At 44.3% G+C, this 26,207-nt stretch carries 28 protein-coding genes and 1 tRNA gene; 23 read left to right on the top strand and 6 right to left on the bottom strand.

The window, feature by feature from the left end; translation table 11 throughout:
• The first annotated feature begins 2 nt into the window (after positions 1 to 2).
• Entirely contained in the window at positions 3 to 1,097 is a 1,095-nt protein-coding gene (locus IPJ71_15885) for a DUF444 family protein (GenBank protein MBK7845138.1), read from the top strand.
• Between the two features lie 3 nt (positions 1,098 to 1,100).
• Entirely contained in the window at positions 1,101 to 2,642 is a 1,542-nt protein-coding gene (locus IPJ71_15880) for a SpoVR family protein (GenBank protein ID MBK7845137.1), read from the top strand.
• Positions 2,643 to 2,645: 3 nt separating this feature from the next.
• Here the strand turns inward: IPJ71_15880 and IPJ71_15875 are convergent, their stop codons facing one another.
• From IPJ71_15875 to IPJ71_15865, 3 genes are all read right to left on the bottom strand, one after another.
• Complete coding sequence (locus IPJ71_15875; protein MBK7845136.1) at positions 2,646 to 3,056, bottom strand: glycine cleavage system protein H; 411 nt, start codon at positions 3,054 to 3,056, stop codon at positions 2,646 to 2,648.
• A gap of 151 nt (positions 3,057 to 3,207) precedes the next feature.
• Positions 3,208 to 4,620: a type I glutamate--ammonia ligase gene (gene glnA / locus IPJ71_15870; GenBank protein ID MBK7845135.1), complete on the bottom strand. Its 1,413-nt coding sequence runs from the start codon at positions 4,618 to 4,620 to the stop codon at positions 3,208 to 3,210.
• Between the two features lie 109 nt (positions 4,621 to 4,729).
• On the bottom strand, positions 4,730 to 5,068 hold the full coding sequence (locus IPJ71_15865) for a P-II family nitrogen regulator (protein ID MBK7845134.1): 339 nt from the start codon (positions 5,066 to 5,068) through the stop codon (positions 4,730 to 4,732).
• Positions 5,069 to 5,271: 203 nt separating this feature from the next.
• Here IPJ71_15865 and IPJ71_15860 point away from each other — a divergent pair, with 203 nt between their 5' ends.
• The 5 genes from IPJ71_15860 to lepB all read left to right on the top strand — a co-directional run bounded on the left by IPJ71_15860 (position 5,272) and on the right by lepB (position 10,884).
• A complete protein-coding gene (locus tag IPJ71_15860; GenBank protein ID MBK7845133.1) occupies positions 5,272 to 5,727 on the top strand; it encodes a tRNA (cytidine(34)-2'-O)-methyltransferase in 456 nt (151 codons plus the stop codon).
• A gap of 156 nt (positions 5,728 to 5,883) precedes the next feature.
• The gene (secA, locus tag IPJ71_15855) at positions 5,884 to 8,613 is read left to right on the top strand and encodes a preprotein translocase subunit SecA (GenBank protein MBK7845132.1); all 2,730 of its coding nucleotides are present in this window, start codon (positions 5,884 to 5,886) and stop codon (positions 8,611 to 8,613) included.
• A 58-nt stretch (positions 8,614 to 8,671) separates the two neighbouring features.
• Positions 8,672 to 9,538 carry a hypothetical protein gene (locus IPJ71_15850; protein MBK7845131.1) on the top strand — a complete coding sequence of 289 codons (867 nt, stop codon included), beginning with the start codon at positions 8,672 to 8,674 and terminating at the stop codon, positions 9,536 to 9,538.
• A gap of 53 nt (positions 9,539 to 9,591) precedes the next feature.
• Positions 9,592 to 10,092, top strand: a complete 501-nt coding sequence (locus IPJ71_15845; GenBank protein MBK7845130.1) for a hypothetical protein — start codon at positions 9,592 to 9,594, stop codon at positions 10,090 to 10,092.
• Positions 10,093 to 10,155: 63 nt separating this feature from the next.
• On the top strand, positions 10,156 to 10,884 hold the full coding sequence (gene lepB / locus IPJ71_15840; protein MBK7845129.1) for a signal peptidase I: 729 nt from the start codon (positions 10,156 to 10,158) through the stop codon (positions 10,882 to 10,884).
• Between the two features lie 54 nt (positions 10,885 to 10,938).
• Here lepB and bamE read toward each other — a convergent pair whose 3' ends face one another.
• A complete protein-coding gene (gene bamE / locus IPJ71_15835; protein ID MBK7845128.1) occupies positions 10,939 to 11,328 on the bottom strand; it encodes an outer membrane protein assembly factor BamE in 390 nt (129 codons plus the stop codon).
• 476 nt (positions 11,329 to 11,804) lie between these two features.
• Between bamE and IPJ71_15830 the strand changes: the two genes are divergently transcribed.
• Both IPJ71_15830 and IPJ71_15825 read left to right on the top strand, forming a co-directional pair.
• Positions 11,805 to 12,323: a cytochrome c gene (locus IPJ71_15830; GenBank protein ID MBK7845127.1), complete on the top strand. Its 519-nt coding sequence runs from the start codon at positions 11,805 to 11,807 to the stop codon at positions 12,321 to 12,323.
• 60 nt (positions 12,324 to 12,383) lie between these two features.
• A complete protein-coding gene (locus IPJ71_15825) occupies positions 12,384 to 13,370 on the top strand; it encodes a fumarylacetoacetate hydrolase family protein (protein MBK7845126.1) in 987 nt (328 codons plus the stop codon).
• A 1,015-nt stretch (positions 13,371 to 14,385) separates the two neighbouring features.
• Here IPJ71_15825 and IPJ71_15820 read toward each other — a convergent pair.
• Complete coding sequence (locus tag IPJ71_15820) at positions 14,386 to 15,006, bottom strand: hypothetical protein (protein MBK7845125.1); 621 nt, start codon at positions 15,004 to 15,006, stop codon at positions 14,386 to 14,388.
• A 951-nt stretch (positions 15,007 to 15,957) separates the two neighbouring features.
• On the opposite strand from IPJ71_15820, the gene IPJ71_15815 reads away from it, so the two are divergent.
• The 9 genes from IPJ71_15815 (at position 15,958) to IPJ71_15775 (ending at position 21,787) form a co-directional block, all read left to right on the top strand.
• Positions 15,958 to 16,188, top strand: a complete 231-nt coding sequence (locus tag IPJ71_15815) for a hypothetical protein (GenBank protein MBK7845124.1) — start codon at positions 15,958 to 15,960, stop codon at positions 16,186 to 16,188.
• A gap of 109 nt (positions 16,189 to 16,297) precedes the next feature.
• Positions 16,298 to 16,588: a hypothetical protein gene (locus IPJ71_15810; protein ID MBK7845123.1), complete on the top strand. Its 291-nt coding sequence runs from the start codon at positions 16,298 to 16,300 to the stop codon at positions 16,586 to 16,588.
• Between the two features lie 294 nt (positions 16,589 to 16,882).
• Positions 16,883 to 16,958: transfer RNA gene (locus IPJ71_15805), tRNA-Asn, on the top strand.
• A 66-nt stretch (positions 16,959 to 17,024) separates the two neighbouring features.
• Positions 17,025 to 17,354, top strand: a complete 330-nt coding sequence (locus tag IPJ71_15800; protein MBK7845122.1) for a hypothetical protein — start codon at positions 17,025 to 17,027, stop codon at positions 17,352 to 17,354.
• A gap of 30 nt (positions 17,355 to 17,384) precedes the next feature.
• Positions 17,385 to 18,059 carry a hypothetical protein gene (locus IPJ71_15795; protein MBK7845121.1) on the top strand — a complete coding sequence of 225 codons (675 nt, stop codon included), beginning with the start codon at positions 17,385 to 17,387 and terminating at the stop codon, positions 18,057 to 18,059.
• A gap of 320 nt (positions 18,060 to 18,379) precedes the next feature.
• Positions 18,380 to 19,507, top strand: coding sequence for a hypothetical protein (locus tag IPJ71_15790; protein MBK7845120.1), 1,128 nt, complete (start codon positions 18,380 to 18,382; stop codon positions 19,505 to 19,507).
• A gap of 86 nt (positions 19,508 to 19,593) precedes the next feature.
• Positions 19,594 to 20,382, top strand: coding sequence for a DUF2971 domain-containing protein (locus IPJ71_15785; GenBank protein MBK7845119.1), 789 nt, complete (start codon positions 19,594 to 19,596; stop codon positions 20,380 to 20,382).
• Positions 20,383 to 20,397: 15 nt separating this feature from the next.
• Positions 20,398 to 20,604: a hypothetical protein gene (locus tag IPJ71_15780; GenBank protein MBK7845118.1), complete on the top strand. Its 207-nt coding sequence runs from the start codon at positions 20,398 to 20,400 to the stop codon at positions 20,602 to 20,604.
• A gap of 10 nt (positions 20,605 to 20,614) precedes the next feature.
• Positions 20,615 to 21,787, top strand: a complete 1,173-nt coding sequence (locus IPJ71_15775; protein MBK7845117.1) for an RES domain-containing protein — start codon at positions 20,615 to 20,617, stop codon at positions 21,785 to 21,787.
• Here the strand turns inward: IPJ71_15775 and IPJ71_15770 are convergent.
• Entirely contained in the window at positions 21,784 to 23,055 is a 1,272-nt protein-coding gene (locus IPJ71_15770) for a site-specific integrase (GenBank protein MBK7845116.1), read from the bottom strand. The genes IPJ71_15775 and IPJ71_15770 overlap by 4 nt on opposite strands.
• A gap of 369 nt (positions 23,056 to 23,424) precedes the next feature.
• On the opposite strand from IPJ71_15770, the gene tnpB reads away from it, so the two are divergent.
• The 5 genes from tnpB (at position 23,425) to IPJ71_15745 (ending at position 26,188) form a co-directional block, all read left to right on the top strand.
• Entirely contained in the window at positions 23,425 to 23,781 is a 357-nt protein-coding gene (gene tnpB, locus IPJ71_15765) for an IS66 family insertion sequence element accessory protein TnpB (GenBank protein ID MBK7845115.1), read from the top strand.
• Positions 23,782 to 23,813: 32 nt separating this feature from the next.
• Positions 23,814 to 24,101: a transposase gene (locus tag IPJ71_15760; protein ID MBK7845114.1), complete on the top strand. Its 288-nt coding sequence runs from the start codon at positions 23,814 to 23,816 to the stop codon at positions 24,099 to 24,101.
• A 48-nt stretch (positions 24,102 to 24,149) separates the two neighbouring features.
• Positions 24,150 to 24,743, top strand: a complete 594-nt coding sequence (locus IPJ71_15755) for an IS66 family transposase (protein MBK7845113.1) — start codon at positions 24,150 to 24,152, stop codon at positions 24,741 to 24,743.
• Positions 24,744 to 24,782: 39 nt separating this feature from the next.
• On the top strand, positions 24,783 to 25,364 hold the full coding sequence (locus IPJ71_15750) for a transposase (GenBank protein MBK7845112.1): 582 nt from the start codon (positions 24,783 to 24,785) through the stop codon (positions 25,362 to 25,364).
• Positions 25,365 to 25,540: 176 nt separating this feature from the next.
• Positions 25,541 to 26,188, top strand: coding sequence for a site-specific integrase (locus IPJ71_15745; protein MBK7845111.1), 648 nt, complete (start codon positions 25,541 to 25,543; stop codon positions 26,186 to 26,188).
• Positions 26,189 to 26,207: the final 19 nt, after the last annotated feature.

Raw genomic sequence — 26,207 nt, 5'->3', positions numbered from 1 at the left:
AAATGGGTATCAGAGAAGATAACAACCGTTTTCGTGAAATCGTGCGTGGGCGCATCAAGCAGAATTTTAAGAAATATGTCACACAGGGCGAGATGACCGGACGTCGGGAGCAGGAGTTGGTTAAGATACCAATTCCTCATATCGATATCCCTCGCTTTAAGTACGGTCCAAAACAATCGGGAGGAATCGGTCAAGGGCAAGGTCAGGCTGGCGAAAAGGTGGATGGCGATCAATTGGGAGCTGGAGCCGCTGGCGAGAGCCCGGGGGAACATTTCCTTGAGGTTGAAATTCGAATTGAAGAGCTGGCTGACATTTTGGGTGAGGAGCTAGAGTTGCCCCGTATTCAACCCAAGGGCAATAAAAATACAGATGTTGCTTCTTTAAGGTATACGGGTAGATCGCCGGTGGGTCCGGAAGGCCTTCGTCATTTCAAGGCGTCTTACAAGGAAGCCTTGAAAAGATCATTGTCAAGCGGCACCTACGATCCATTGGAACCTTTTGTCGTGCCGATTCGGCGTGATATGCGCTACAAGACTTTTCGAAAAGTCATTAAGCCTCAGGCCAATGCGGTTGTCATTTATATGATGGACGTTTCTGGTTCGATGGGAGATGAGCAAAAAGACATCGTTCGTATGGAAAGCTTCTGGATTAATGCCTGGCTAAAGCGAAATTACAAAGGTTTGGAGACTCGTTTTATTATTCATGATGCTGCAGCGAAGGAAGTGGATGAGAAAGTTTTTTTTAGCACGAGTGAATCCGGAGGCACGCTGATTAGTTCCGCATACCGGCTCTGTCAACAGATAATTGAGGCTGATTATCCAGTGGAACATTGGAATATTTATCCATTTCATTTTAGCGATGGAGACAATTGGAGTGGGGAGGACACGAGGGCTTGTCTGGCGCTTCTCCAAAAATTTTTTTTCCCCAAGGTGAATATGTTTGGATATGGCCAGGTAGAGAGTAAGTATGGAAGCGGACAGTTTCTGAAGGATCTTGAAAAAGCTTTTCCAGCTGAAGACAAATTGGTGATCAGTAAAATTGAGAGCAAAGATAAGATTCTACAATCAATTAAGGATTTTTTGGGAAAAGGGAAATAGCTAATGGCTAATATTACCCCTGAATTGGAAAGAGAGCGGCAGCGAATTTGCAAAATAGCAAAGGACGTCGGCCTTGATTTTTTCGAAACAATTTTTGAATTGGTCACGTATGACCAAATGAACCAAATTGCCGCTTACGGAGGTTTTCCCGTCAGATATCCACACTGGCGGTTTGGAATGGAGTATGAACAGCTCGCAAAAGGCTATGAGTACGGCCTATCTAAAATTTATGAGCTTGTTATCAATCACGACCCTTGTTACGCCTATTTGATGGAGGGCAATGAATTTGTTGATCAGAAGCTGGTGATGGCTCATGTTTTTGGTCACTGCGATTTCTTTAAAAATAACCAATGGTTTGCTCCGACAAATCGCAAGATGATGGATACAATGGCCAATCATGGCACTCGAATTCGTCGTTATATGGACCGCCATGGCATGGACACAGTTGAAGACTTCATCGATGTTTGCCTAAGTCTCGAGAACTTGATCGATAGGCACAGTCCTTACCAATTGAGAGCTTCGAGTGGATCAGAAAGTGACCAGTCTTCGGCTTCAAATGAATCCGGAGGTTCTCGATTTAATGTTCACCGTGATTACATGGAGAAATATATCAATCCTCCAGAGATCATGGCGGAAGAGGCGAAGGAGAGAATGGAGAGGGCTAAGTTTGAGCGTCGCCATTTCCCTCCAGAGCCTGTTCGCGACATCCTCAACTTTTTAATTCATTACGCACCGCTAGAATCTTGGCAGCAAGATGTCATGTCGATCATTCGGGAGGAGTCGTACTACTTTGTGCCTCAGGGGATGACCAAAATTATGAATGAGGGTTGGGCTTCCTATTGGCACTCTCGCCTAATGACAGAGCGAATAGCGACGGATTCTGAGATCATTGATTTTGCCGATCGGCACAGTGGGACGATGGCCATGTCGCCATCGGGATTTAATCCCTATAAAGTCGGCATAGAATTGTTTCGAGATATTGAGGAGCGTTGGAATAAGGGCCAATATGGAAAACAGTGGGAAGAGTGCCAAGAAATGGATGCCCGTAAGAATTGGGATACAAAAGAGTTCAAGGGTCGTGAAAAGATTTTCCAGATTCGTCGAAACTACAATGACGTCACATTTATTGATGAATATTTGACAGAAGATTTCTGTGTTCGAAATCGGATGTTTGTTTATAAATTCAATAAACGTACGGGACAGTTTGAAGTAGATACTCGGGATTTCAAGGCGATAAAATCAAAGCTCTTGTTTCAGTTGACGAACTTCGGTCAGCCAATCATCAATATAGTCGATGCTAATTTTGAGAATCGCGGCGAACTTCTTTTGACTCATTCATATGAGGGCGTAGAGATGCAGCCGGACTATATGCAGGCCACGATGAAAAACATGTTTACTGTCTGGAGGAGACCCATCAATGTGGCTACAGTTCTTGATAATGAACGTCGAGTTGTGAAATTCGACGGAAAGGAATTTAAGACAATTCTGCTTTCAGATCTTCCTGTTGGTGAGGCCAATGAAGATCCAACTGACAAAAAGGCCTAAGATCTAGTCCTCTTCCGTGTCGCGATTCTTCATATGACCGTCATCGTCATCGTCGTCATCAGAGCTGCTGGCTCTCGCAAGACGGTCAACATCCTCGGCTCGATCCGCCTCTATTTTGAATAGCCATCCATCGCCATAGCAATCTTCAAGAATGAGAGAGGGGTTTTCAATGACGGCATCGTTGAGTTCAACCACGCGCCCTTTTAAGGGTGAGTAAAGATTTAAGGGGCCCTGGTCTGTTTCTAGCTCGCCACAAATGCCATCCGGGCTGACAAATTCACCTTCTTCGGGTAGGCCAATGCTCAAAATTTCTGAAAATTCATCAAGACCGGCTTCGTTAATTCCAATAGAAATAATGCCGTCTTCCTCGGCCTGAATCCACTCATATCCCATGTAAGTAATTACATCATCCATATGTTATCTACCCTGTCTCAATTCACGTTATTCAAAATGAAATAAGAGACTAGCAAAGGTCCTCCTATCTGCCAAAAGAAAAACCGACTCTTTGAGAAGTCGGTTTTGCTTATGTGGCCAAAAAGCCCCACTATTGGAGAGGACGCATGACCTAAAGATCGTAATACAAATAGAATTCAAAGGGAGAAGGCCTCTGCAATGAGGGAATAATCTCTCTTTCGTATTTGTAGTCAATCCAAGTCTGAATCAGATCCTTGCTAAAAACATCTCCTTTAAGAAGAAAATCCATGTCCTCTTGAAGAGCTGTGAGGGATCGGTCAAGTGTAGCTGGAACGCTTGGGACCTTCGCTGCTTCCTCTGGTGGCAATCCGTAGATATCTTTATCGAGAGGATCTCCAGGATGAATTTTATTCATAACCCCATCGAGTCCAGCCATAAGGATTGCGGACATCGCAAAATAGACATTGCTGCTTGGATCTGGTGTTCTGAATTCCAAGCGCTTTGCCTTCGGGTTAGGTCCTGAGTTGGGAATTCTTATTGCCGCAGAGCGATTGCGAAAACTATAGGCCAACTTGGTGGGCGCTTCAAATCCAGGTACCAGACGTTTATAAGAGTTTGTAGTTGGGTTAGTAAACGCGCAGATGGCAGGGGCGTGCTTTAAGATGCCTCCGATAAAGTAGAGACCCATCTCGCTGAGGCCAGCATATTTGTCGCCCGCAAAAAGAGGCTCTCCGCCCTTCCAAAGAGAAACGTGAGTATGCATTCCAGATCCGTTGTCACCGTAAATTGGCTTCGGCATAAACGTGGCCGATTTCCCGTGACGTCGGGCTACGTTCTTCACGATGTATTTGAACCACTGCATTTTGTCAGCCATTTCAATCATCGCGTCATATCGGATATCGATTTCGCCCTGACCGGCCGTCGCGACTTCGTGATGTTGTCGTTCAACAATCATTCCGCATTTTTCGAGTTCCAAGCAGATTTCAGTACGCAAGTCATGATGCGTGTCGGAGGGTAAAGCCGGAAAATAACCCTCTTTGTGGCGTGGTTTATATCCGAGATTTCGGCCTTCATCTCGACCCGAATTCCAAGTCGCCTCGTCCGAGTCGACCTGATAGAAGCCACCATAGGCCGTTTGCTCATAGCGAACGTCATCGAAGATAAAAAACTCAGCTTCGGGTCCAAAATAGGCCGTATCTGCAAGTCCAGTGGATTTTAGGAAGGAGTTCGCCCGTTTGATGACGTTACGAGGATCTCGATCGTAGGGTTCCCCAGTTTCAGGAAGAACAACATCGCAGGTGAGCGAAAGAGTGGGAACTTGCATGAATGGGTCGACAAGTGCCGTCGCTGCATCAGGCATAACGAGCATATCTGACTCGTGGATATTGCGCCAACCGCGAATCGAACTCCCGTCGAAGCCGAGGCCGTCTTCAAAAACCTCAACGGACAGCTCACTTATCGGGATGGTGAAGTGTTGCCACATTCCTGGCAGGTCAGTGAATTTAAAATCCACCATTTTACATCCGCGCTCTTTTGCGAACTTTATGGCATCTGCTGGCTTCATTTTTTCTCCTTAGATTTAAACAGTTAATTTATTTGCAACTAACTTGGTCATTCTTCATCATCTGTGGCCATGTGGCTTCGCGCCACAGAGGTCCGCGAAGCTCTGCAGTTCAGACAGCTTCCTCGTTTCTCTCGCCAGTTCTTATTCGTAAGGCACCTTCAACAGGAAGAATAAAAATCTTGCCGTCGCCAATTTTTCCCGTGTGAGCTGCTCGCTGGATCGTTTCAACCGCAGGCTCAACAAGGGCATCGTTCAAAATAATTTCCAATTTAACTTTTGGGAGAAAATCCACAACATATTCAGCGCCCTTGTAGATCTCAGTTCTCCCCTTTTGGCGTCCAAATCCCTTAATTTCAGTTATGGAGACGCCCTCTACTCCGAGCTCGGATAGGGCCTCGACAACATCATCCAATTTGAAGGGCTTGATTATGGCCTCAATCTTTTTCATTATTCTCTCTGGGCGGGTTTGCGAGAACATACCAAAACAAATTCTTCAGTCAAACTGTAAATTACATGTGATCAGTGGTATTCCAGTGCCCACACGCCAGGCGAAGGGGGGAGTTGGTGAGGGAAATCGAGTGAGTCAATTTGGTAAAACTTTCGCGGCTAATTTTCGCTGTGATCAGGAGTGGCATGAAATACCCTGTGAATCTGTTTAATGTCGTATTGATTCAGCCTGAAATCCCTCAGAACACCGGCAATATTGGCAGAACTTGCGTTGGTTATCATTCCTCTCTTCATTTGGTCGGTCCCCTCGGATTCGAGATCTCAGATCGGCAGCTTAAACGAGCGGGCCTGGATTACTGGCCCCACCTTGAATGGGCGGAGTATTCCAATTGGTCCGATTGGTGGGAGACAGTTCCGGATAAATCGAGAGTATTCTTTATGTCGACGAAAGCGGAGAGACCGATCTACGAGATTGAATTTCAGGTCGGAGATTGGTTGGTTTTCGGTTGCGAAACGAGAGGGTTGAAGGAGGAAATTATTACATCTTTCTCCTCGCGAACTTTTCGTATTCCAATGCGTGGCTCGATCAGGAGCCTGAATTTGGCAACTTCGGTAGCCGTCGTTCTTTATGAGGGGACGAGACAATTCGATTTCAAGTGATTCTCGGTTTTTCTAGGCCCGAAAGCTGAGGAGATCGATTGACGCGCAAGGCACCCTGGTGCCAGTTGGAGAAATCTTTGTGCTCCTGATGTTGCCAATCCTCAACCTAGATAACATAATGGGGCCCTGTTTATTATCAAACTTTAGGAATAAGAGATGTTTGTAAAAACTTTATCGAGACTTTTTGGTACAAAACATGAGCGGGACATGAAGCTCCTCCAGCCAGTCGTCCAGGAAATTAATCGTTTGGAGCCAAAATTCAAGGCAATGTCAAATGATGACCTTAAGGCCATGACGCCTGCTTTTATTGAAAGAATCGCCAACGGAGAATCTCTGGATAGCGTTTTGCCTGAATCCTTTGCCGTGTGCCGTGAGGCCGCCAGCCGAGTTTTGGGGATGCGCCACTATGATGTGCAATTGATAGGTGGGATGACCTTGCACAAAGGGGCCATTGCGGAGATGAGAACGGGAGAGGGTAAGACTTTGGTAGCGACGCTACCCGTTTACCTTAATAGCCTGACAAAAAAAGGGGTTCACGTTGTTACCGTGAATGATTATTTGGCCAAGAGAGATGAAGAGTGGATGGGTCGCCTTTATAAGTGGCTCGGCATGACAACCGGAACAATTGTTCACGATCTGGATGATCGAGAGAGACAACAGAGTTACGGTGCGGATATTACATATGGCACAAACAACGAATTTGGATTTGATTATCTTCGCGACAATATGAAGTTTGACCTACGTGACTATGTTCAGAGGGAGCTTAATTTTGCAATTGTTGACGAATGTGACTCTATTCTTATCGATGAGGCGAGAACCCCGCTGATTATTTCGGGACCTTCTGAAGATTCTACAGATAAATACTACGAGATAAATAAGATTATTCCTCATCTGAAATTAGACATTCATTTTACAATGGAAGAGAAATCGAAAACAGCCTCTCTGACGGAAGAGGGAAATAGTCGCGCTGAAGAAATGCTCGGTATCGATAATCTCTATGATCCACGTCACATCGCGCTTTTGCACCACATTTACCAGGGGTTGAAAGCCTATCATCTTTATAAACTTGACGTTGATTATATGATTAAAGATGGAGAGGTTGTCATTGTTGACGAATTTACTGGAAGACTGATGCCAGGAAGAAGGTGGAGCGATGGACTGCACCAGGCAATAGAGGCAAAAGAGGGCGTTAGGGTGAAGAGCGAAAATCAAACTCTTGCGACCATTACGTTTCAGAATTACTTCCGAATGTACAATAAAATGGGAGGAATGACGGGAACTGCGGAAACTGAGGCTGTCGAATTCAAAAAGATCTATAACCTTGATGTTTTCGTGATTCCAACAAATATGCCAATTTGTCGTCAAGACAAAGATGACGTGGTTTATAAAACCGAAACGGCAAAGTTCAAGGCTATTGCTGAGGATATTAAAGAGAGAAATGCAAAAGGCCAGCCTTGCCTTGTGGGGACAGTAAGTATTGAAAAATCTGAGAAGTTGAGCTCGGCCCTCAAGCGAATGGGTGTGACCCATAATGTTTTGAATGCCAAACACCACGAGCGTGAGGCCGAAATCGTAGCCCAGGCGGGACGCAAGGGAGCTATTACGATTGCGACGAATATGGCGGGTCGTGGGACCGATATTGTTTTGGGCGGAAATGCAGAATTTTTGGCAAAACAGGGAGGAAAGGAAGAGTCGTCTGACCAGTACAAAGAAACTTTTGCTAAGTGTAAAGATTTGTGTGGAAGAGAAAGATCAGAAGTGGTTGCGGCAGGGGGACTGTACATTATTGGCACAGAAAGACATGAATCACGCCGAATAGACAATCAGCTTCGGGGTCGTTCTGGTCGTCAGGGAGACCCCGGAGAATCTCGGTTTTATTTATCGCTCGAAGATAACCTGATGAGAATTTTTAATGGTGAACGAATCCAAAAAATAATGAATACCTTGAAGGTTCCAGAGGATGAGCCAATTGTTGCTGGCATGGTGACGAGGGCTATTGAGGGAGCGCAACGGAAAGTTGAAGGACATAACTTCGACATACGTAAACATCTTCTGGAATATGATGACGTCATGAATAAGCAGCGTCATGCAATTTATACGCAACGGCGAATGCTTTTGGCTGGAAAGAACATCGAGCGAACGGTTTTGGACTTCTTGGGGGAAGTCAGTTCTCAAATCCTAGATACCTTTGCCAATGAAAGCGTAAAAACCAGCGAATGGGATTTGGATGGGCTAAATACCGCTTTGCGCCAGCAGTTTGGAGTCACATTTGAAAAGGCTCAGCTTGCGAGTCTTCCGAGTGACACGCTTACAAATGTTGTCAGCGAAGCAGTGAAGGCTGTCTACGATAGACAGAAGGCCAAGCTTGGTGAGCATTTTGAGCAGATTGCGAAAATGATCTTGTTGCAGACGATAGACCACAAATGGAAGGAACATCTGCAAAATATTGATCGCTTGAAAGAGGGGATTAATCTTCGCGCCTACGCACAGAAAGATCCGGTCATCGAATACAAGAAAGAAGCCTTCACGGCATTTGAAGCGATGAATACAATGATCATGGTGGAGACAATCGAGAAGTTACTGAAGATTCAGGTGGCTTCACCTGAATTGGCAGCTGAAGAGTTCTCTGAGGAGCGCGCCCGTGATTTTAATGAATCAGAATACAGTTATGAGGGACCAGAAGAGGAGGCGATTGGAAGGTTTGGTGCGCCAACTGCGGGCGCGGGGCTTCCTTTTGCGCGTCCTGACGAAGGTCGAGGTGGTCACCCGACTCGGGGACAGGAGATATTTCTGTCCCGTGGGGGCGATTCAAATGATTACCCGAAATTAAACCGTGCCCAGCGCCGCGAGGCGGAAAAAAAGAACAAGAAGAAGCTTAAATTTTAAAACCAAAGTAGGATGAGGGGAGCTGTTTCCTGGGATTGGCTCCGAGCGAGGATTGAATATGGCTGTCCTTTGTCCTGTGTGCAATGGCTTTCTCGAAGAAGATTTTGGTCTTATGAGCTGTCCGACATGTGGCGCTTCCTTGTTTTTTGAAATTGATGGCTCAGTTCGAAGCTATGACGAGGATAGAAAAGGGGAAAGTCCTCCATCTTTGGGGCCATCAGAAATTCAAATTCAACCCGTCGACTCAGAAGATATCAGCGGAGGCGATGGATCTATTGAGTTTGTAGACAGTATGGCTGTTGTCGAGTTTCCCTTGGACGAGGGCGCAGATGAAGGAATGCTTCTCGAAGACAAGGGACCCTATCATGATCAAGAATTTGGTCTTGGTGTCGGCCTTAATTCAGAACCGAATGAGGATGAACCAGAGTCAGAATCAAATCCAAACCGGGATCGTGGTCGCGCTCAAGCTGATGATCAGGGACTTGATGATTCACAAAAGGGTGAGGATTTGAGATTAGATCAAAATTTTTTGGATGGGGATCTCGGTTTAAATCAAGGAGAAGTTTATTCCTCCGGCACAGATCAAAATATCAGCCAGAACCAGAATGGGTCAGTGGGTAATTTATCCAACATGAATGATCTGGCCGCCTATGGCAATTCTGAGGAGTCGATGGGCAGAGAGGGACCTCTTCGAGTACGGGTTATTGTCGAGGGGATTGATTCGCCAGAGATACGTGAAGAAGTGAAGGGTGCTTTGACGGACAGAAAATTTTTGTGGGATGTCGAGGGAATAATGCGAACGATTAACTCGGGTTGTTTGGTCATCGAAAGTCTAACGCCTTTGAAAGCCGCTATCTTTATTGAGAGAATCAAGGGTCTTCCTTTGGAAGTCCGTTGGGAACAGTCCGCAATTAACAAGGTTTGAGGAGAGATATAATACCGGTGCTCTATCAAATGCTTATTTTCATTCTTGTTCTGATGCGAGCGGATGTATCATTTTCCAAGACCGGCGGTAACGAATACACGAAACTTTATTCGCAGAAGTCGAATCTTGAGCTTGAAATCTCGACTCATCAGAAAGCCCTAGAGGCACTTATACTTCGAAAAAATTCTGCTTCTGATGCTGCTTCCAGAAATCAAACTGTCGAAGAAATATTGCGTGTGCATGCTGAATTGCAAGCGTCGATCAGCCAGTACAATCAAACCCTCAAAGATTTGACCTATCGGTTTCCCGAAAAAGGAAATGAATCAAAGCGGCAATACGCTCCGATGAAAAATCGGACGATTGATCAGATCGAGAGGGAAATGGGAATTGATGCTTCTCTCTCTGCCATCAAAGAAAAATTGATAAGAAATATGCGCCTTTTCAGGGGCCAGACGCGAAGTTATCCGGAACCGCAGATTCAGGCGGAAAGCGGTCGCCATCTTCTTCTCATCGCAAGGAGGGCATACAAAAGGACGAGAGAATTCGATTGGTGAAATGAGCTTGAGTCAGAGTTGATCAGGGGGTACTATGCCCCAAATTTTCAAGGGTGTGTCAAAATGCGTGAGAAGTTAATTCAATTTTGGGAGTCCAATAAGGTTTTTGTCGGATTTCTTGTTTTTGTTGTTCTCTTTAGGGTGAGCATTGCCGATCAGTACCATGTTCCAAGCGGATCTATGGAACCCACAATTGCCATCGGTGATAGAATTTTCGTCAATAAACTAACCTATCAGGTAAAAGTTCCGTTCACAAACTTGGTTTTATTTAAGTTGGGTGAACCACTCAGGGGAGATATCGTGGTTTTCGAAAAGCCCGGCGATCACACTGTGATGGTAAAGCGCCTGATTGGACTCCCCGGGGATTTTTTGGAAATAGAAGAGGGATTCATACGAGTTAATGGAGAGACATTCTTTCTTCCGGGAGAGGACCCTCCCGAACAATTGAAGAACGCTCACAAAAATGGACTCGGTATTAAGTATCATGAGCTGATGTCCGGACATGAGCACACGGTTCAGCGGCTACCTTATCGGGAACAGTACGATGCAATCAAATTTCGAGTGCCCGATGACCATTTCTTTTTCATGGGAGATAATCGAGACAACAGCAACGACAGCAGGGCTTGGGGAACAGTTCCACGAGATCTGCTAAAGGGACGAGCGAGTCGCGTTCTGTACTCAATGGTATTTGATGGATTCGTCCCCAAATTTAAATTTGAAAGGACGGGGAGGAATCTCTATCTGCCGTCAGACGACAATTCCGGAGAAGAGAAACCGACTGGCATCAATTAAACCCTTCGCGCCCCGCACATTTTTTAGTAAGTGAAGTGGTTTCTTTCTTGATATTCATTTTTGGGGGGCCTTTTCTTCCTCGACAGGATCAATGGATCTCAAGTTTTCGGTTTTTTGACGCGAAGAGTTTATTTTCTCTTCATATTCATGCATAGAGGAAACATTTTTCAGTTCCCTTTCCAAAGGAGTTTCTGAGCGGAACTGTTCGATTGTCACAACTCGTCCGTTCTCGAAGGAGACCCCTTTGACGATTTGTTCATCACCCTGAAAAAAGACAAAAACCCACTGATCCTGATCCTTAACGCGAAAAGTTCTCTGGGGTGAACCCATGATCTCTACAACATCTGATTTTGACTGACCAACTTGAATCGTATCAAAGGCCATATGGGCTGGCGTTGAGCATCCTGCCGTTGAAAAGACAAATCCAATAAAGAGTAGCTTCACTGAGAGCCATACGCAGTGGCGAGCAATCATGTTAGACAGTCCTATTCATCATTTTCCAGAGGCGGGTGGGGCACCCCACAATTTCTGAGGAGAACGCCTCCACTTTAGTCTAGTGCGCAGAATCAAAAATGGGGAGGGCAAATCTCATAATGAGTCAGTTTACCCGAATTAGTCGGAGGAAGTGCCATTTAAATGATTTTCAGCGTATTTGTATCGATAATTCGTGTTTCAATGGTTTTGACTAAGCAGGGTGCACTGTGGTGTATAGCGAACCTTAACAAATATCGCAATAATTTCTCTAAACCTGGGGGGGAGTGGCTGGCAGGCCATGAAAAGTCCACAGGAAAGGCTGAAAGACTTTATAATGCCTGTTCAACAACTTCGAGCTGAGATACTGGTAATTATCTACTTTTTTTTATTTGTATTGGTCGCAAGCCAGTTTTGAGGCGATTCAGCGAATCGATGAATTATTAATTATGGCTCACAAGCGTTTTCAATCAAAGTTTAGGATTTTCTTAGTTTCTTCAATTTCAGTCCTGTTTTTTTTCATCATTTTGGTTACTTGCTATTTCACCCTTGTGCGTCCTCGTTCTTCGAAAAATGAGACAAAGAACGATTCAATTTTGGGGGGCAACCGACCTTCTGGTCGACGGCCTTGGGAGCATTCGCAGGAAATGGTTAGCCGCGGGAAAGAGGTCTTTACAATGTATTGCGTTTCGTGTCATGGAAAGGGAGGTCGCGGAGACGGGCCCGGTGGGGCAGGTATCGTTCCTCCTCCTCGTGATTTGGTCGCCGCTCGATGGAGAAAGGGCGGTTCATCGAAAGAACTTTTCGTCACCATTTCTGAAGGGATTGACGGGACTTCGATGGGGTCTTATCGACATTTGGATAAGCTTGATCGTTGGGCTCTCGTTCAATTTGTCAGGTCAATCGCGGAAATAAATTCAGTCGATAGCCTCTCCGACTTGGAGGATTTTGTGACAAAAGCCCTATAAATAAGAAAAGTCTCGATTTAATCTTTCTTTTAAAATGAGCAATATAACTGAGGTGAACAAATGAAATTGGGATCTCTTAAAAGTTCGAAGTTTCGAGATGGCGAATTGATTGTCGTGAGTCGAGATGGCAAACGCGGTGTGAAGGCGGAAGCAGTCGCTCCCTCTCTCCGTGAGGCTGTTGAGAATTGGAATGAATGCTATCCCAAGCTAAGAGTTCTTGAGGATTTGCTAAACAAGAACGATGTAAATGGAATATTTGAAATTGATGAGAACCAAATGCACGCAGCGATGCCACGATCATTTCAGTGGTTAGACGGTTCTGCTTTTATCAATCATGTCAAATTGCTTCGTCAATCTAGAAATATGCCGTTGCCTGAGAATATGCTGACAGTTCCGCTTATGTATCAGGGCGGAAGCGACTGCTATCTTGCACCTCGGGAAGATATCCCTCAAATTGATTCCGGACACGGCACAGATTTTGAGGCTGAGGTTGCCGTCATTTTAGATGATGTGCCAATGGGCGTAAGTTCAGATGATGCGCTTAAATATATTCTATTGGTCGTTCTGGTAAACGACGTATCCTTAAGGGGTTTGGCTGTCGACGAAATGACTCAAGGACTTGGTTTTTTGCAATGTAAGCCGAGTTCCACTCTGTCGCCTTTTGCTGTAACTCCCGATGAATTGGGAAGTGCTTGGGTAGGGGGTCGCGTTCATTTGCCTCTTCATGTTGAATACAATGGCGAGATTTTCGGACGAGCCGATGCGGGTCAAATGCATTTTCATTTCGGGCAACTGATTGCACATGCTGCTCGAACAAGAAATCTAACCGCTGGAACAATAATTGGGAGCGGGACGGTCTCGAACGAAGAAGAGGGGCGAGGATCAAGCTGTTTGGCTGAGAAAAGGATGCTTGAAAAGCTTCATGAAGGCATTTTTAAAACTCCCTTTATGAAGGTTGGAGACTCCGTAAAGATTGAAATGAAGGACAAAAATGGCAACAGCCTGTTTGGAACAATCTTTCAGCGAGTCACTAAGTGGGAAAAATAAGACATCGGATATCTTTGCTTACCGACAATTGTCAGATGTCCGGATCTCACTGAACCAATTCAGTTCTACATTTATCCCTGCCACTTTGAACATTAAATAAATGGTTTAGTTCATCCGTTGCCTTGAAGGGAAACCCGACCCTCTATGGTCCTTAAATCTTTCTCTACTCGTCATAACTTTTTTTTTTTTCGGAGACGCCCAACGGAGTAAATCCCCTACCGTTCTATTAATTGTTTAATATCTTGTCTTCAAGCACTAGGCGGTTTTGCCCGCATCCTTCCGAATACACTGAATAAATAAAGTCTTTCAATTGCAGGTAGAAACTCCCCGGACATCAGGGAAGATCGAGTTTGCATCATCGCCCTGTCTTTCAAGAAACAGAATTACTACAGTCTTTCTTATCATTAAATTATCACCCCCTCGGCTTATTAAGGACCCTACCTATATCTTGAGGCACCACAAGTCCGGTGTTTATGGAGTCTGGCCTCGGGCGCCGTCGGAGCCCTCTCCTGATATATATAACCTCGCAAACAGCCGGCGCGGTTTCCACACGGCTTCCATTTAAAACCCTGGACTCACGCTTGGACTTCTGTTTGCTTGAAGTTTTGGGGAGCCGGTGGGGAACTCGCTTTCTGCAAATAAATCTCCGGGAGAAATATATAAAATCCACCTTCGAAAATTGATTTGTCATGGGATAATTTTTAACTTCGGTAGCCCCTCTGGGCAAAACACAATTTGGGATCAGGCTTCTGGTATTGGCCATTACCTTGTTGCGACCCGACCTGGGGGACACCGGCTTTGTTGCGGGTTTCCTTTCTGAGGTACAGGAAAAAAACCGGTGAACAAATATAATACATATTAAATTTCCACAATTGTAACATATATTTATCCAAACCGAATTCATTTACGCTAATCCTTTTCGCCTTGGACCCTTGCTTTTGTGGTGCAATTTTATTTCTGCAGTTCTTTTGATGCATTCATAGCAACATAGGCATCTAGGGGTATCGAAATCAAACTATCGGGGTCCGCATCTGGCTTCTGCTTCTTTACTCTCTCCACAACCACTCGAGGGGCTTGCTCTTCGCCAAGTGCTTTTATCCAAATCCGAGCCAAACGGAGACTGATAGTGACATCGCTTTTTAAGTTTCCCCACTGGACGCGTTTTGAGATTCGAAGGTTGAGATATGTCTTTTTTCGCCTCCCTCTGGTGAGAGGGGGGGGGACGATAGGAAGCTATCTTTATAAGCATTGAATCTGCACCTTGTGCGTAAATCCTATAGCGAGTAATGGATTTGCCCACCATAAAATCATAAACGATAGAACGCTGACTCTTTTCAACAATCTGGGAAGTCACCAGAATCCTCGGGAACTGTGTGGCCTTTTGATCCACATTTTTTGAGGCGGTGGGCGCGGCTGTTCCATCGGCAGGAACTTGGCTGGAGTCTCCAGTCTGGAGAAAGGAGACGGAGCGGCATTCATCTTGCTTGAACGGAAACTCAATCCATCCATGTTCAAACTCTTTGGCAAAGGGCAGGGAAGCATGAGGCTTTGAGCGCTTAAGGAGATCGACCCCCACGGAGTCAATACTGGTGGCTCCATCGCTCAATTCCAGCGATTTTGATTCAATATTCGACACAAAAAGATCAACGGTGAAGACTCGAACAATACCTGTTCCGATTAGTGTAAATCTTTAATTAAATGCAGGTAAATCGAGGCAAGCGTCTATCCCTTGCCTCTTGGTTGGGAAGCGGAAGGAGCTTCTCCCTTGCAGAAGAGCCCTTTTCTTTGGTGACAATGGTGTTTTTTTCCCGTCTTGGCATCCGATTCCAGGGAGGACGAGTAAACCAACAGCAACAAGGTTTGACACAAAAACTGAAAATCTCTTCATCAAGTGACCCTTCGAGTATAAGAGCGTGGGGACCAATAAATTGTAGTATCAGCAACTGACGTGCCACAAAAGGGGACAGTTATCAATGCCCTCAAAAGCGAATAATTGTAAAAATTATCAAAATTGGCCAATACCGAGTGGATTTAGGCCTAATCGCGGTGCGGGCTTCTGAGTTCATCGTGAACCTCATTCCTTCGTTTGCTTTAGAGGAACCATTGGAGGTATCTAGATTCGAGTGTTTTTTTGCCTCCAGGAGAGGTTAATAATGACAGAGAAGAAGCAGGCATCAGGCAAGGGATCTAAGAAGGTTTCGGAATCCTGGGAATCTTTGGGGCCGGCAAGGGTGAAAGTTGCCGTTTTGGCCAGTGGGCAGGGGGCGGGTATTGGCTCCTTTGATTGAAGCGAGCAAAGAAATCCGATTCCGCTTTGCAGATAGTTGGCCTCATCGCAAGTCGCCCTGGGATTGGAGCCATTGCGCTTGCCTCGTCACCATGGAATCGCCTCAGTCACGATTGAAAAGAGATTTTTCATCGGATGAGATGTAGGATAAAGCTTTGTGTGAACAACTCATTGCCTGGGGAGCGGAAAGGGTATTAATGAGCGGCTTTCTCCTGAGGCTCGGCCCCGCCGTACTCCAGCAGTTCCCAACAGTATTCTTAATTCGCACCCCTTCTCTTGCCTGCTCACGGGGGCAAGGGAATGTACGGTCGTCGAGTTCACGAGGCCGTCATCGCCGCCGGCGACCCAGTTACGGGGATCACAATTCATTACGTGAATGAGCATTACGATGAGGGCCAGATTTTGGCTCAAAGAGAGGTCAAAGTACTCCCAATCGATACGGCGGAAACTTTGGAGAAGCGGGTTCTAGAGGTTGAAAAGCAATTTGTCACGGAGACAATCCTATCCCTTTGGGGCTCGGGGCGTAGCTGACATTTTTTCCCTTGGTCCACCTAGATCAATCTTTTAAAAGCAAAAATTTCTTGGCGAATTCTAAAAAGATTGCAATGATCGCCGGTGCGGGTTGAGGGGTACTTTGAATATGAAACTTGCTCAAATTTTAAAGATCAATTTTTTGGTTCTGGGTCTCATTGTCGTCATCTTTTTGATGATTCGATTGAAATCTGAAGGTTTGAGAGATGGCATGAATGATCTCTTTGGCGCGCCGAACAATGACGTTCTAACTGAAAATGTCGAGAAGTCTCGCGTATGGAGTTGGTGCCTGTCTCAGGTTACAGCGATCGAAGCTGGCGGCCGTCGAGTATTTAGGGAAAACCGACAAGTGGACGCTTCAAATTGGAAAAAAGGAATGGTTGGAGACTGCTGCTGTTAGCAATTGGCTCGCGCAGTCATGCAGCTTATCCATTTTCGGTGCCGATTGAGGGCCTTGATTTAGCTCTTTTTCGCCTGATCTGGTTTTCTCTTTTGTTCTGGGCCTCAATTGCATATTTTGAGCTCAAAAAGTGGGGTTTATTTGGCTGAAAATCAAGCCTTTCGTTCTTCGGACCTTGATGAGGCCAAAAAGCGGTTGGAAATCCTGCCTAGCCAAAAGGGTAACTCAAACGATTGATTTGGTGAAGAAAGTTGACAAAGTATCCTGGGAATTTTAAGTTCTCCACCTCTGTGTTCAGGTGTAGCTCAGTTGGTAGAGCAAGCGGCTGTTAACCGCTTGGTCGGGGGTTCGAGTCCCTCCACCTGAGCCAATTTTGACTTTGTAGGTATTGGAAATTACGGGCCCTTCTTAAAATTCAATAAAAATTTGGTGCAGAATGTTCACCCGTAACCCGCAACCAAAAAAAAAAAAAAAAAAAAAAAAAAAAAAAAAAAAAAAAAAAAAAAAAAAAAAAAAAAAAAAAAAAAAAAAAAAAAAAAAAAAAAAAAAAAAAAAAAAAAAAAAAAAAAAAAAAAAAAAAAAAAAAAAAAAAAAAAAAAAAAAAAAAAAAAAAAAAAAAAAAAAAAAAAAAAAAAAAAAAAAAAAAAAAAAAAAAAAAAAAAAAAAAAAAAAAAAAAAAAAAAAAAAAAAAAAAAAAAAAAAAAAAAAAAAAAAAAAAAAAAAAAAAAAAAAAAAAAAAAAAAACCCGTACTTGAAACGAGGGTAGCGGTTCGAGATTTTTTATTGGGGAGTTCGAATGGCTGGATTATCTCAACAGGCTGTAGTTTCACAAATTGATGGCATACTTCAAAAGTACGCAGGAATTGTCAGCAGAATTAATCAATCAGGAGTCTATCAGGAGATAGATAGCAATCACCTTGCAGAGGCAACGTCTGCAATCCACTCAACCATCGCCCGATTTTCTCCTGCCGGAAGTAAGCACATTTCAAACGCGGATGCTTGCATTAAACAACTTGGAGTGGCCAACAGTCATGGCACGGAGATTTTATTTGGTATTCTAGGTGCACTGAAGGCTGAATATGCTTCAGGTTCTTTATTGAGTATCCAGGAATTGATTCATGGAGACGTTTTCTCCGACTTTCTAGATATGGCGGAACATCTAAATTCAGAGGGTTACAAGGACCCCGCCGCAGTATTGGCGGGTGGTGTATTGGAGGAACATTTGAGAAAACTGTGCATGAAATCTGGAGTAGACATTACCAAGACAGATGGTTCACCTAAAAAAGCAGAGGCCATGAATACTGATTTGGCTTCGGCTGGCGCTTTAACAAAGTTGGACCAAAAAAATGTAACAGCTTGGCTTGGTCTTAGAAATGATGCTGCCCACGGTCACTATTCCAAATATACAAAGGATCAAGTTGCACTATTAGTCTCATCGGTTCGAGACTTTATCACGAGGAATCCTGCCTAATGGATCTCTCAAGGCCGGACTTAAAGATCGAATTGTCGCCGTCACAGCGTTTACAGGTCGATGGATGGCTTCAAAAGTTTTACTCAAAGTGTCACTCCAGAATGAGTAATCCCACTATTGAAGATAGTTTTTTTTAAAATCAGTTCGGCTGACGTTTACAACTTCCTCATCGCCACGAAGCCTGCCCAAGCATCATTTGACTGGTATCGCCTAAAGCAAAGTGCTATAAACTCAATCAATTTAATTTTAGGCAGAGCGAAGAGCCCCATTAGGGTGAATTATAAATCATGTTTGAAATTGATTGATGAAAGGCGCGGGGGATGAACACTGAAAAATTATACTCAATTGCTCAGACCTTACAGGCCGACCTGAAAGAAACTCAGCTCCAAAGCTTGATTGGGAATTTGGCGAGCACCCTTCAAAATGTGGTTAGTCAACCGCAACAACCTCAGCATCAACAACAACTCAGCAATCAACTAGAACAGCTCACAAAAAATCTAAAGGCATCAAAGGTTAATGACTTTTCGCCCTTATGGCACCAAGTCCTTGCTGAGCTGGGCCTGAGTGATCTCTTGGGTGAGCGGCTGTCAATGCGCATAGCTGAAATTTTTGAGCACAATAAAATTACACCAGCTACGGCACATGAACGAATTAAAGAAATCCAGGCCTCACTAAAGAGCAAAAGCGCGGCTATTGACCAAGTAGTCACGTCGTTTAATGCTTTGGGTTTGGAGTCTGAAACGCTAGATGCGGGTGAATGTGAAGTTGGAGTATTAATTCCTAGAGCCTTTGTAGACAATAAATTACCTGATTTAGGCAAAGAACTCGAAGAACTACAGGACATATTCTCTGTTTTTGAGGAAATCACAACCGGCTCCAGACCAGGCCTTACTGTTAAATCAATATCCTCAAGCGATTTCGGAATATTTTTGAATATGGCTCCCGAGGTAGCGGCATGCACCGCAATTGCCGTGGAGCGAATTTTGGCTATGTATAAAAATTATCTCGAGATCAAGAAACTTCATAATGAATTGAAGGGTCAGGATGTCCCCAAGGAGAGCTTAGAGGGAATTGAAGCCCACCTCAATAAAATGATTGGCGACGGAATTGAAAAGGCAGCCAAAGAAATCCTGAAAGAGCGATCAATTAAAAAGCTGGACGCCGGACGTAAGAATGAACTGGAAATTGAACTAAAACTTTCGATGAATAAAATCGCGAACCGAATTGATCGTGGATTTAATATAGAAATTAGGTGCGAACCACCGGAGTCAGAAGAAGAGGATTCGGCTGCTAAACCTGATGATGATTCAAAGTATTATATAGAGATTGCCGAAAAAACTAAAGCACTGGGCTTCGTAAAAACTGATGGTTCGCCAGTTCTGGCACTGCCGGAATCATCCACCCCAAAAAAGGGTAAGGGCAAGAAAGATTCAGAGGAAAAACCCTAGTGCTCGGCATCAGATATTCCAGGTAGAACGGTTGGAACACGATGTTTGACCTCCTAAGTTTCTTTCGAACCAAAGGCGCAACACCTGTGAATCACAAAAAGTTATACAAGTATTATTCCTTTGATGAGAAAGGATACTGGCAGGCCCCCCTGAAGGACAACTATCTCTATTTTAATACCTACAAAAACTTCAACGACCCCTATGAGTTTTACTTCAAAGCAAATCAAAGTGCTGATTGGAAAACAAAACTCAAAGTTTTAAAGGCCGGAAATCCTGATAGTGATTTTATTCACAGAATGAATTCGGAGGTTGAGGTCGAGAAATATCTTTCCACATTAAAACTAAACAATGTTTGGAAGAACATGGAGGGATTATTTTCTAACTTTGGGATCTGCTGTTTCAGCAAGTCCCCAGACATAATTTTAATGTGGTCTCACTACTGTAAAAGCCACAGTGGATTTTGTCTTGAGTTTGATATTGAGAAACTGAATGCCTGTGCCAACGGGCCGGATAAAATTAAATGGATAGACGTTGAATATGTCGAGCGGGTACCTGAGTTTAGCATTTTTGCGAGCCCGACGTTTGATAATTATATCAAGTATAAATTTAGTAGCTGGTCATATGAAGAAGAAGTCAGAGCATTCAGGCTGCCTACCAACTATGTATTTCCGGTTGATTGTATTACCGGAATCACCTTTGGATTGAATTCTATTAATCACAAGGCTGGAACAGATGGACATAGAAACATGACAACGATCAAAGGCCTCATCGATGGTAAATTTGCACACCTAAAGAGTAGCCTGACATTGGCGAAGAAAAATAAAGATGTTTTTAAAATTGATCTTCAGAAGATTAATTTTCAATTTCTCGCATGAAAAAGGAAATATAAAATGGGTAAATATAAATTTGAATCTGAGGCCGAGGCCGCCTCCGCGCAGGCTGAGATATTATTAAAAGGATGGATGGGGGTCTCAGAACAAGAGGGTGAATACATTCGAACGAAGACCCAAGATTTAACGGCAGACCTAATTGTCGAAATCGAAAAGGTAATTAAAAAGCACGGCGGCAAGGGAAAATTTATATCAGGGTTAATTTAGGTAGGTGGAAATGGGCCTGGCAAAAGGAGAGTGGGAACGGCGGCAAGAGGAAAAGTGGGCCCCTATCGAAGATTCCCAAGTTTGCACGCGGTGTTTTGTAGACGATGAACTCAAAAAATTTATTATCGAAGGTTCTGATGGCGTCGGGTGCGACTATTGTGAAGACGTCGGCGCCAAAAAACGAAAAAGTAGAAATATTAATGATGTTATTGAACGAATTTCAGAAGCCATACGGGGCCACTATGAAGATCCCGCTGAACATATGGCCTATGAAACTGCTGAGGGCGGATACCTGGGCAGTACAACTGACACCTACGATCTTTTAGAGGAATTGGTTGAGGTTGAAAATCCCTGTGTATTGGATGCCGTTCGGGGTGCATTTGAGCACACCTTGTGGTGCAAAAAGAACCCATACTCAGATGATCCAAGTGATGTGATGTTTCAGGACTGGACTTCATATTGTGAATTTATCAAGCATAAAAAGCGATTTTTTCTTTCAGACACAAAAGGCATGTTCGATGGAATAGTTCGGGACTTTAAAAAATTAAAACTGTTTAAAATTATTAAGCCCGGGAACCAGTTCTTCAGGGCCAGAACTTTTCAGTCCACAAACCCGTTTCCGTTAAAATTTGAGGAAATTACCAGCCCACCAAAAAAGGTTTTGATAAAGCAGGCAAATCGGATGAGTGCCGCTGGCATTTCACTGTTTTATTGTTCGGCCACAAGTGAGACTTGTAAAAGTGAGGCAAGGACTTCAAACGTTTATGGAATTCAACACGATATGGTGGCCTATGCCTCCTTTTCGACAAAAAAGACCTTGCGACTTTTAGATATCAGCAAGTTGCCACATGTCCCCTCAATATTTGGATCAACCGATCGTATTGAAAGAGAAAATTTGATTTTTCTTAGAATGTTCCGTGACGACATTATGAAACCGGTAAAACGAGATGGCCGTGAACATGTGGAGTACATTCCAAGTCAAATTTTTACTGAATACATTAGATTTTATGTAAAGAATGGCCTCCATTCTATTAATGGAATTTGTTATCCTAGCACTCAGAATAGTAATGGCTTAAACTATGCACTCTTTTTGAGCTCCGATCAGATCGAAGAAAAAAGAGATCTCTCAAGCACAGCATATATTTTCTTTAATTCTGATATTAAATTCGAAAAGCTATCTTAGACAATCAACTGAATTCCAGTTTTCAATTGTTGAGCAGACTTTGATTCCTTCTGAATCTGCTCCCAAATGTGGATATACTTGCGACTTGTATTTAGATCACGATGGCCGAGCACCATCTGGCATAAAAACACATTCCCAAAGGTTAGCCCAGTAAATTGCGTTGCGAATGTGTGCCTACATGAGTGTGGCGTGTAGTGCCTAATTTTTAAATTCTGACATGCCTTCTTTAGGTGAATCCCAAAACGCTGTTTGTTCAGTCCATCGAATAAAAGATAATCCTTTGGGTCATCTCCAAATTTCTTCTTCGAGAATAAATCACGTTGCGTGAAATACAGCTTAACGAGCGTGTTAAACACTTCTTTATCAATAATGGGAATAATTCTGTTGTTTTTAGGATCGATTTTTCTGCGCCCTTTTAACGCCTTTCGTGGCACCCTCCCATTCTGATCTCGGAGTCGAATTAGATTTACTGGCTGGCTCTCGAGCGAGAGATAGCCGACATAATCAATCCCATGAGTTCTAAGTTGCTCGTGAAAGGCTTTGTTCTCAATTTCCCCTTGAACTAAGCTATCCAGTGATAATCCCAAACCTTCATTGATTCGTAGGCCAGTATTTGCCAATAAGAAAAATAGAGCGGCAGATGTCTCGTCAATTGTACCAAGTTCAGAATATATTCTCTGGATGTCAGATTTCGAAATGACCTCATCGATTGACTTTGAATTTTCAAGGTGACGAGCAAATTGAGCACATTTAGTAACCCGATCAACTTTGTTTTTTCTGTGCATGACTTTCAAAAATGCATTGAGGGCTTTGATGCATTGATTTTTTGTCGAATATGCCAATGTATTGTTGCCCTTAATAGTTTTAACCCGATCCAACCAGTCTTTAAAATCTTCAAAATGAATGTACCAGTCATTCATGTTGGAATAAGTGTTCTGATTGATGAAAAAATTGAGAACGTAGTGTTCCATATAGTAAATATCATTCTTCCAATTATTAGGTGACTCCTTAAGGCGTTCATTTTTGAACACCTCCATTAATGTTTCAAAATTGTGGTAGCGAGATTTCCATTTCAAACGACGAACGATTCGAATTTTTGCTGCCTCAATTTCAGATTCTTTTTGTCTGCAAAAAGCATCGGCGTCATCATCCGAATTAATGCCGGAAGGAATCTCGCCAACCCTGAGGCGCACGTTCTTTTTCAATGTACTGTCGTAGTACATGAACACTCGTCTATTTGAGTTTTTACCGCGCCACTGCCAATACATAGTGAGCGCTCCATAAACCCTATTTCCCTGACTTGAATTTTTCCCATAAATTACTCCGCATCCAAGGAGGCTTGAGTGAAAAATTCTGAGCAAAGATTAAAAACTAAGGAATATTGGCAGACCAAAATCAGGGAGGCAGAGAGTTTTCTGGCCCCGAGACCGAGTTCTGTCGGCAAGAGGGGCTGAACAACACAGCTTCAAGAATTGGAAGTATCGACTATCGAGGGGAAGCAAGAGCGGGGTAATCGACGTCGAAGGTCCTTGAGCTCAACTTTGTGCCAGTGGAAGTTAAGACACTAAGAGCAGCTCATTCACTTCCTGACGCGCAGTGGGTGGCCGAGCTGATTTTTTATCTGTAGGGAGGTACTGATGAAATCTCCCAGCCAATTTGAGGGAGTGTTTCTGCATCGGGATCCTGTGGATTTACGCCGTGGGATTCCGGGGTTGAGTCAGATTGTGGAGAGTGCCCAAATGGGAAAGTTGGGTGGGAAAAATCTTTTCGTGTTCTGTGGTCGACGACGGCACACGATCAAGATTCTGTATTTTGATCGAAGTGGGTTCTGTCTATGGCAAAAGCAGTTGGATGTGGAAAAGTTCCCATGGCCGAAGAAATCTGTGGAGGAAGTCGTCCATATATCCACAGAGCAATTGAGTTGGCTTCTGGAAGGTTATGATGTTTGGAAAATGAGGCCATTTTCAGAAATAAATTTTGAAAGAGTCTGTTGATCTTTCAAAGAAAATGTTGAAGAGTCCCTCGCATGCAAGCGCAGGAGCTATTTTCAAAACAAGAACAGTTGTCCTCAGAAAATGAAGGACTGAGAGCACGTGTTCGTCTCGATGAAGAGAAGATCAAGTTCTTGCAAAGTGAGGTCACTTGGCTGCATGAGCAGATCCGTTCTCTTAAGCGGGCGCAGTTTGGGAAAAAGTCGGAGACTTGGGTGTCGCCCGAGCAGAAGATGCTCTTCAACGAAGTGGAACTTGAAGCCTCCAAAGGGACACCTGAAGAGGATGAGGCACAGATCGAAGTCACGGGTTCCTGGGCATAAAAGGAAGCGGGTCATCGTCGTCCAATACCCGAGAACCTTGAGCGAGAAGTGGTGAAGATCGAGCTTCCAGAAAATGAGCGTTTTTCTGAAGAGGGGCAACCTCTCAAGGTGATTGGTTGGGAATTTTCGGAGAAGCTCAAGTATGAGCCAGCCAAAGTCAGTGTGATTCGCTATGAGAGGGCCAAGTATGGAGTGGACAGCGGGGACTATGTGAAGACCGCTCCGCCTGTGCCTTCTGTGATCCCTAAGGGGGTTGCCACTCCTGAGTTACTTGCCTTCATTATGACATCCAAATATTGCGATGGACTTCCGCTGTACCGGATTGAGGAGATCATGGATCGTCAGGGAGTTGATCTTCCCCGCAGCACGATGGCCCGCTGGGTGGTGCAAGTGGCGCAGGCTCTTGTGCCTGTCTGGAATGTTCTTTCAGACCGGTTACTCGCCTCTTTTTATGTGGCCGTGGATGAGACGCAAGTGCAGGTTCTCAAAGAGAATGGCAGGAAGGCCGGAGACAAATCGTGGATGTGGGTGAGGAGCACGCCCTACGGGGACAAGAAGATTGTTCTGTTTGATTATCGCATCTCCTGGAGCCAGGAAGCAGCCAGGCAGCTTCTGGACGGGATTACAGGATATCTGCAATGACGGATTGAATACCTACGATGTGTTGGAGAAACAAGAGGAGTGATCCGCATAGGATGTGGGATGCACTCCCGCAGGAAGTTTGAATCCGCCACAGTGGATGGGGCTAAGTCCGGCCGAAGTCTTGGAGAAACAGGCCTTGGTTACTTTAAAAAACTCTACGATCTGGAAGAGAAGATCGGCGAGAAGTCTTCTGATGAGCGGTATCGCCTGAGGTTGGAAATAGCTGAGCCCATCTGGAAAGAAATGAAGGAGTGGGCTGAAGGGCATCAGCCCAAGGTTCCAGCAAAAAGCAAGATCGGAGGGGCCTTCCGCTACTTCTTGAATGAGTATAAGTACCTGACAGGCTACCTCAAGGATGGGCGTCTGGAGGCGGACAATGGCTTTACGGAGAGAGCGATCCGCAAGTATGCCATCGGAAGGAATGCGTGGCTGTTTTCCGATACCCCCGCAGGAGCTGAGGCCAGCAGTCTCATGTACAGCTTCACTGTAACAGCCAAAATCAATGGGGTGAATCCTTACACAGCCATGGTCCGACTGCTCACTGAGCTACCACTGGCCAAATCCCTCGAAGACTTCGAGCGCCTCGCTAAGATCATTTCATCACCTGATTCTCAAGCTTGAAAAATACGGGTTTTGAATCGCTTACGCAGCAGCTACAGAAGATGCACGTAGTTGCATTTAGAAACACCTTACAAGCGCCTAGAATTGGAGGGCGGCACCCATATTGCCCAAAGACAGTTATACGTAAACTCGCCGCTATAGCGAGTTACTGCGCATTTTTGATTGAAAAAGGACTAATGACGTCCAATCCCACGGCCAATATAAAACGTCCGACCGATCAAGTGATTACACCTACTAATGACCTTAGCGATGACCAAGTCAAAGAACTGCTTAATTCGGTGGATCTCACCAAAAAATCTGGCCCGCTTCATAAGGCAATATTGGTACTCCTGTTTTCAACTGGCATGAGAAAGGGCGAGCTCATTAACCTCAAGTTTGAAAATTACCAGGAACATCAGGGGCTCAAAATTATTCAGTTCATAGGTAAGCGAGGAAAGGTGTCACGGGTTCCGCTTCATCCCGCGGCTATATTTCACCTCGAACAATACATCGGTCATATGCGATCATGTGGACGGGAGTTAAAAATTGGCGACTCGCTATTTCAGCCCGCTACTAACAACTGGGGATCCGGCACCAATAAAAAGCTTCAAGCTACGAGCGTAGATTATATTATTAAATATCACTGCAAAAAAATCGGGATCACTGCCAAAATCAGCCCACATAGCGCGAGAGCAACTGTCATTGGATCACTACTGGAGAGCGGGTGTGATTTGTATAAAGTTTCTCAACTGGTGAACCATTCAAACGTAAAGACCACTCAGGGCTACGATAAGCGGAAGAAAAACCTTATCGATAGCCCCGTGTTCAAGCTCAAATATTTTTAAAACATTTCGACAGGGTTAA

Source organism: Bdellovibrionales bacterium, assembly GCA_016714165.1.
In the GTDB taxonomy this organism is placed as follows: domain Bacteria; phylum Bdellovibrionota; class Bdellovibrionia; order Bdellovibrionales; family UBA1609; genus JADJVA01.
Note: the sequence above shows the minus strand (reverse complement) of the source record. Positions and strands in the feature narration are given on the sequence as shown.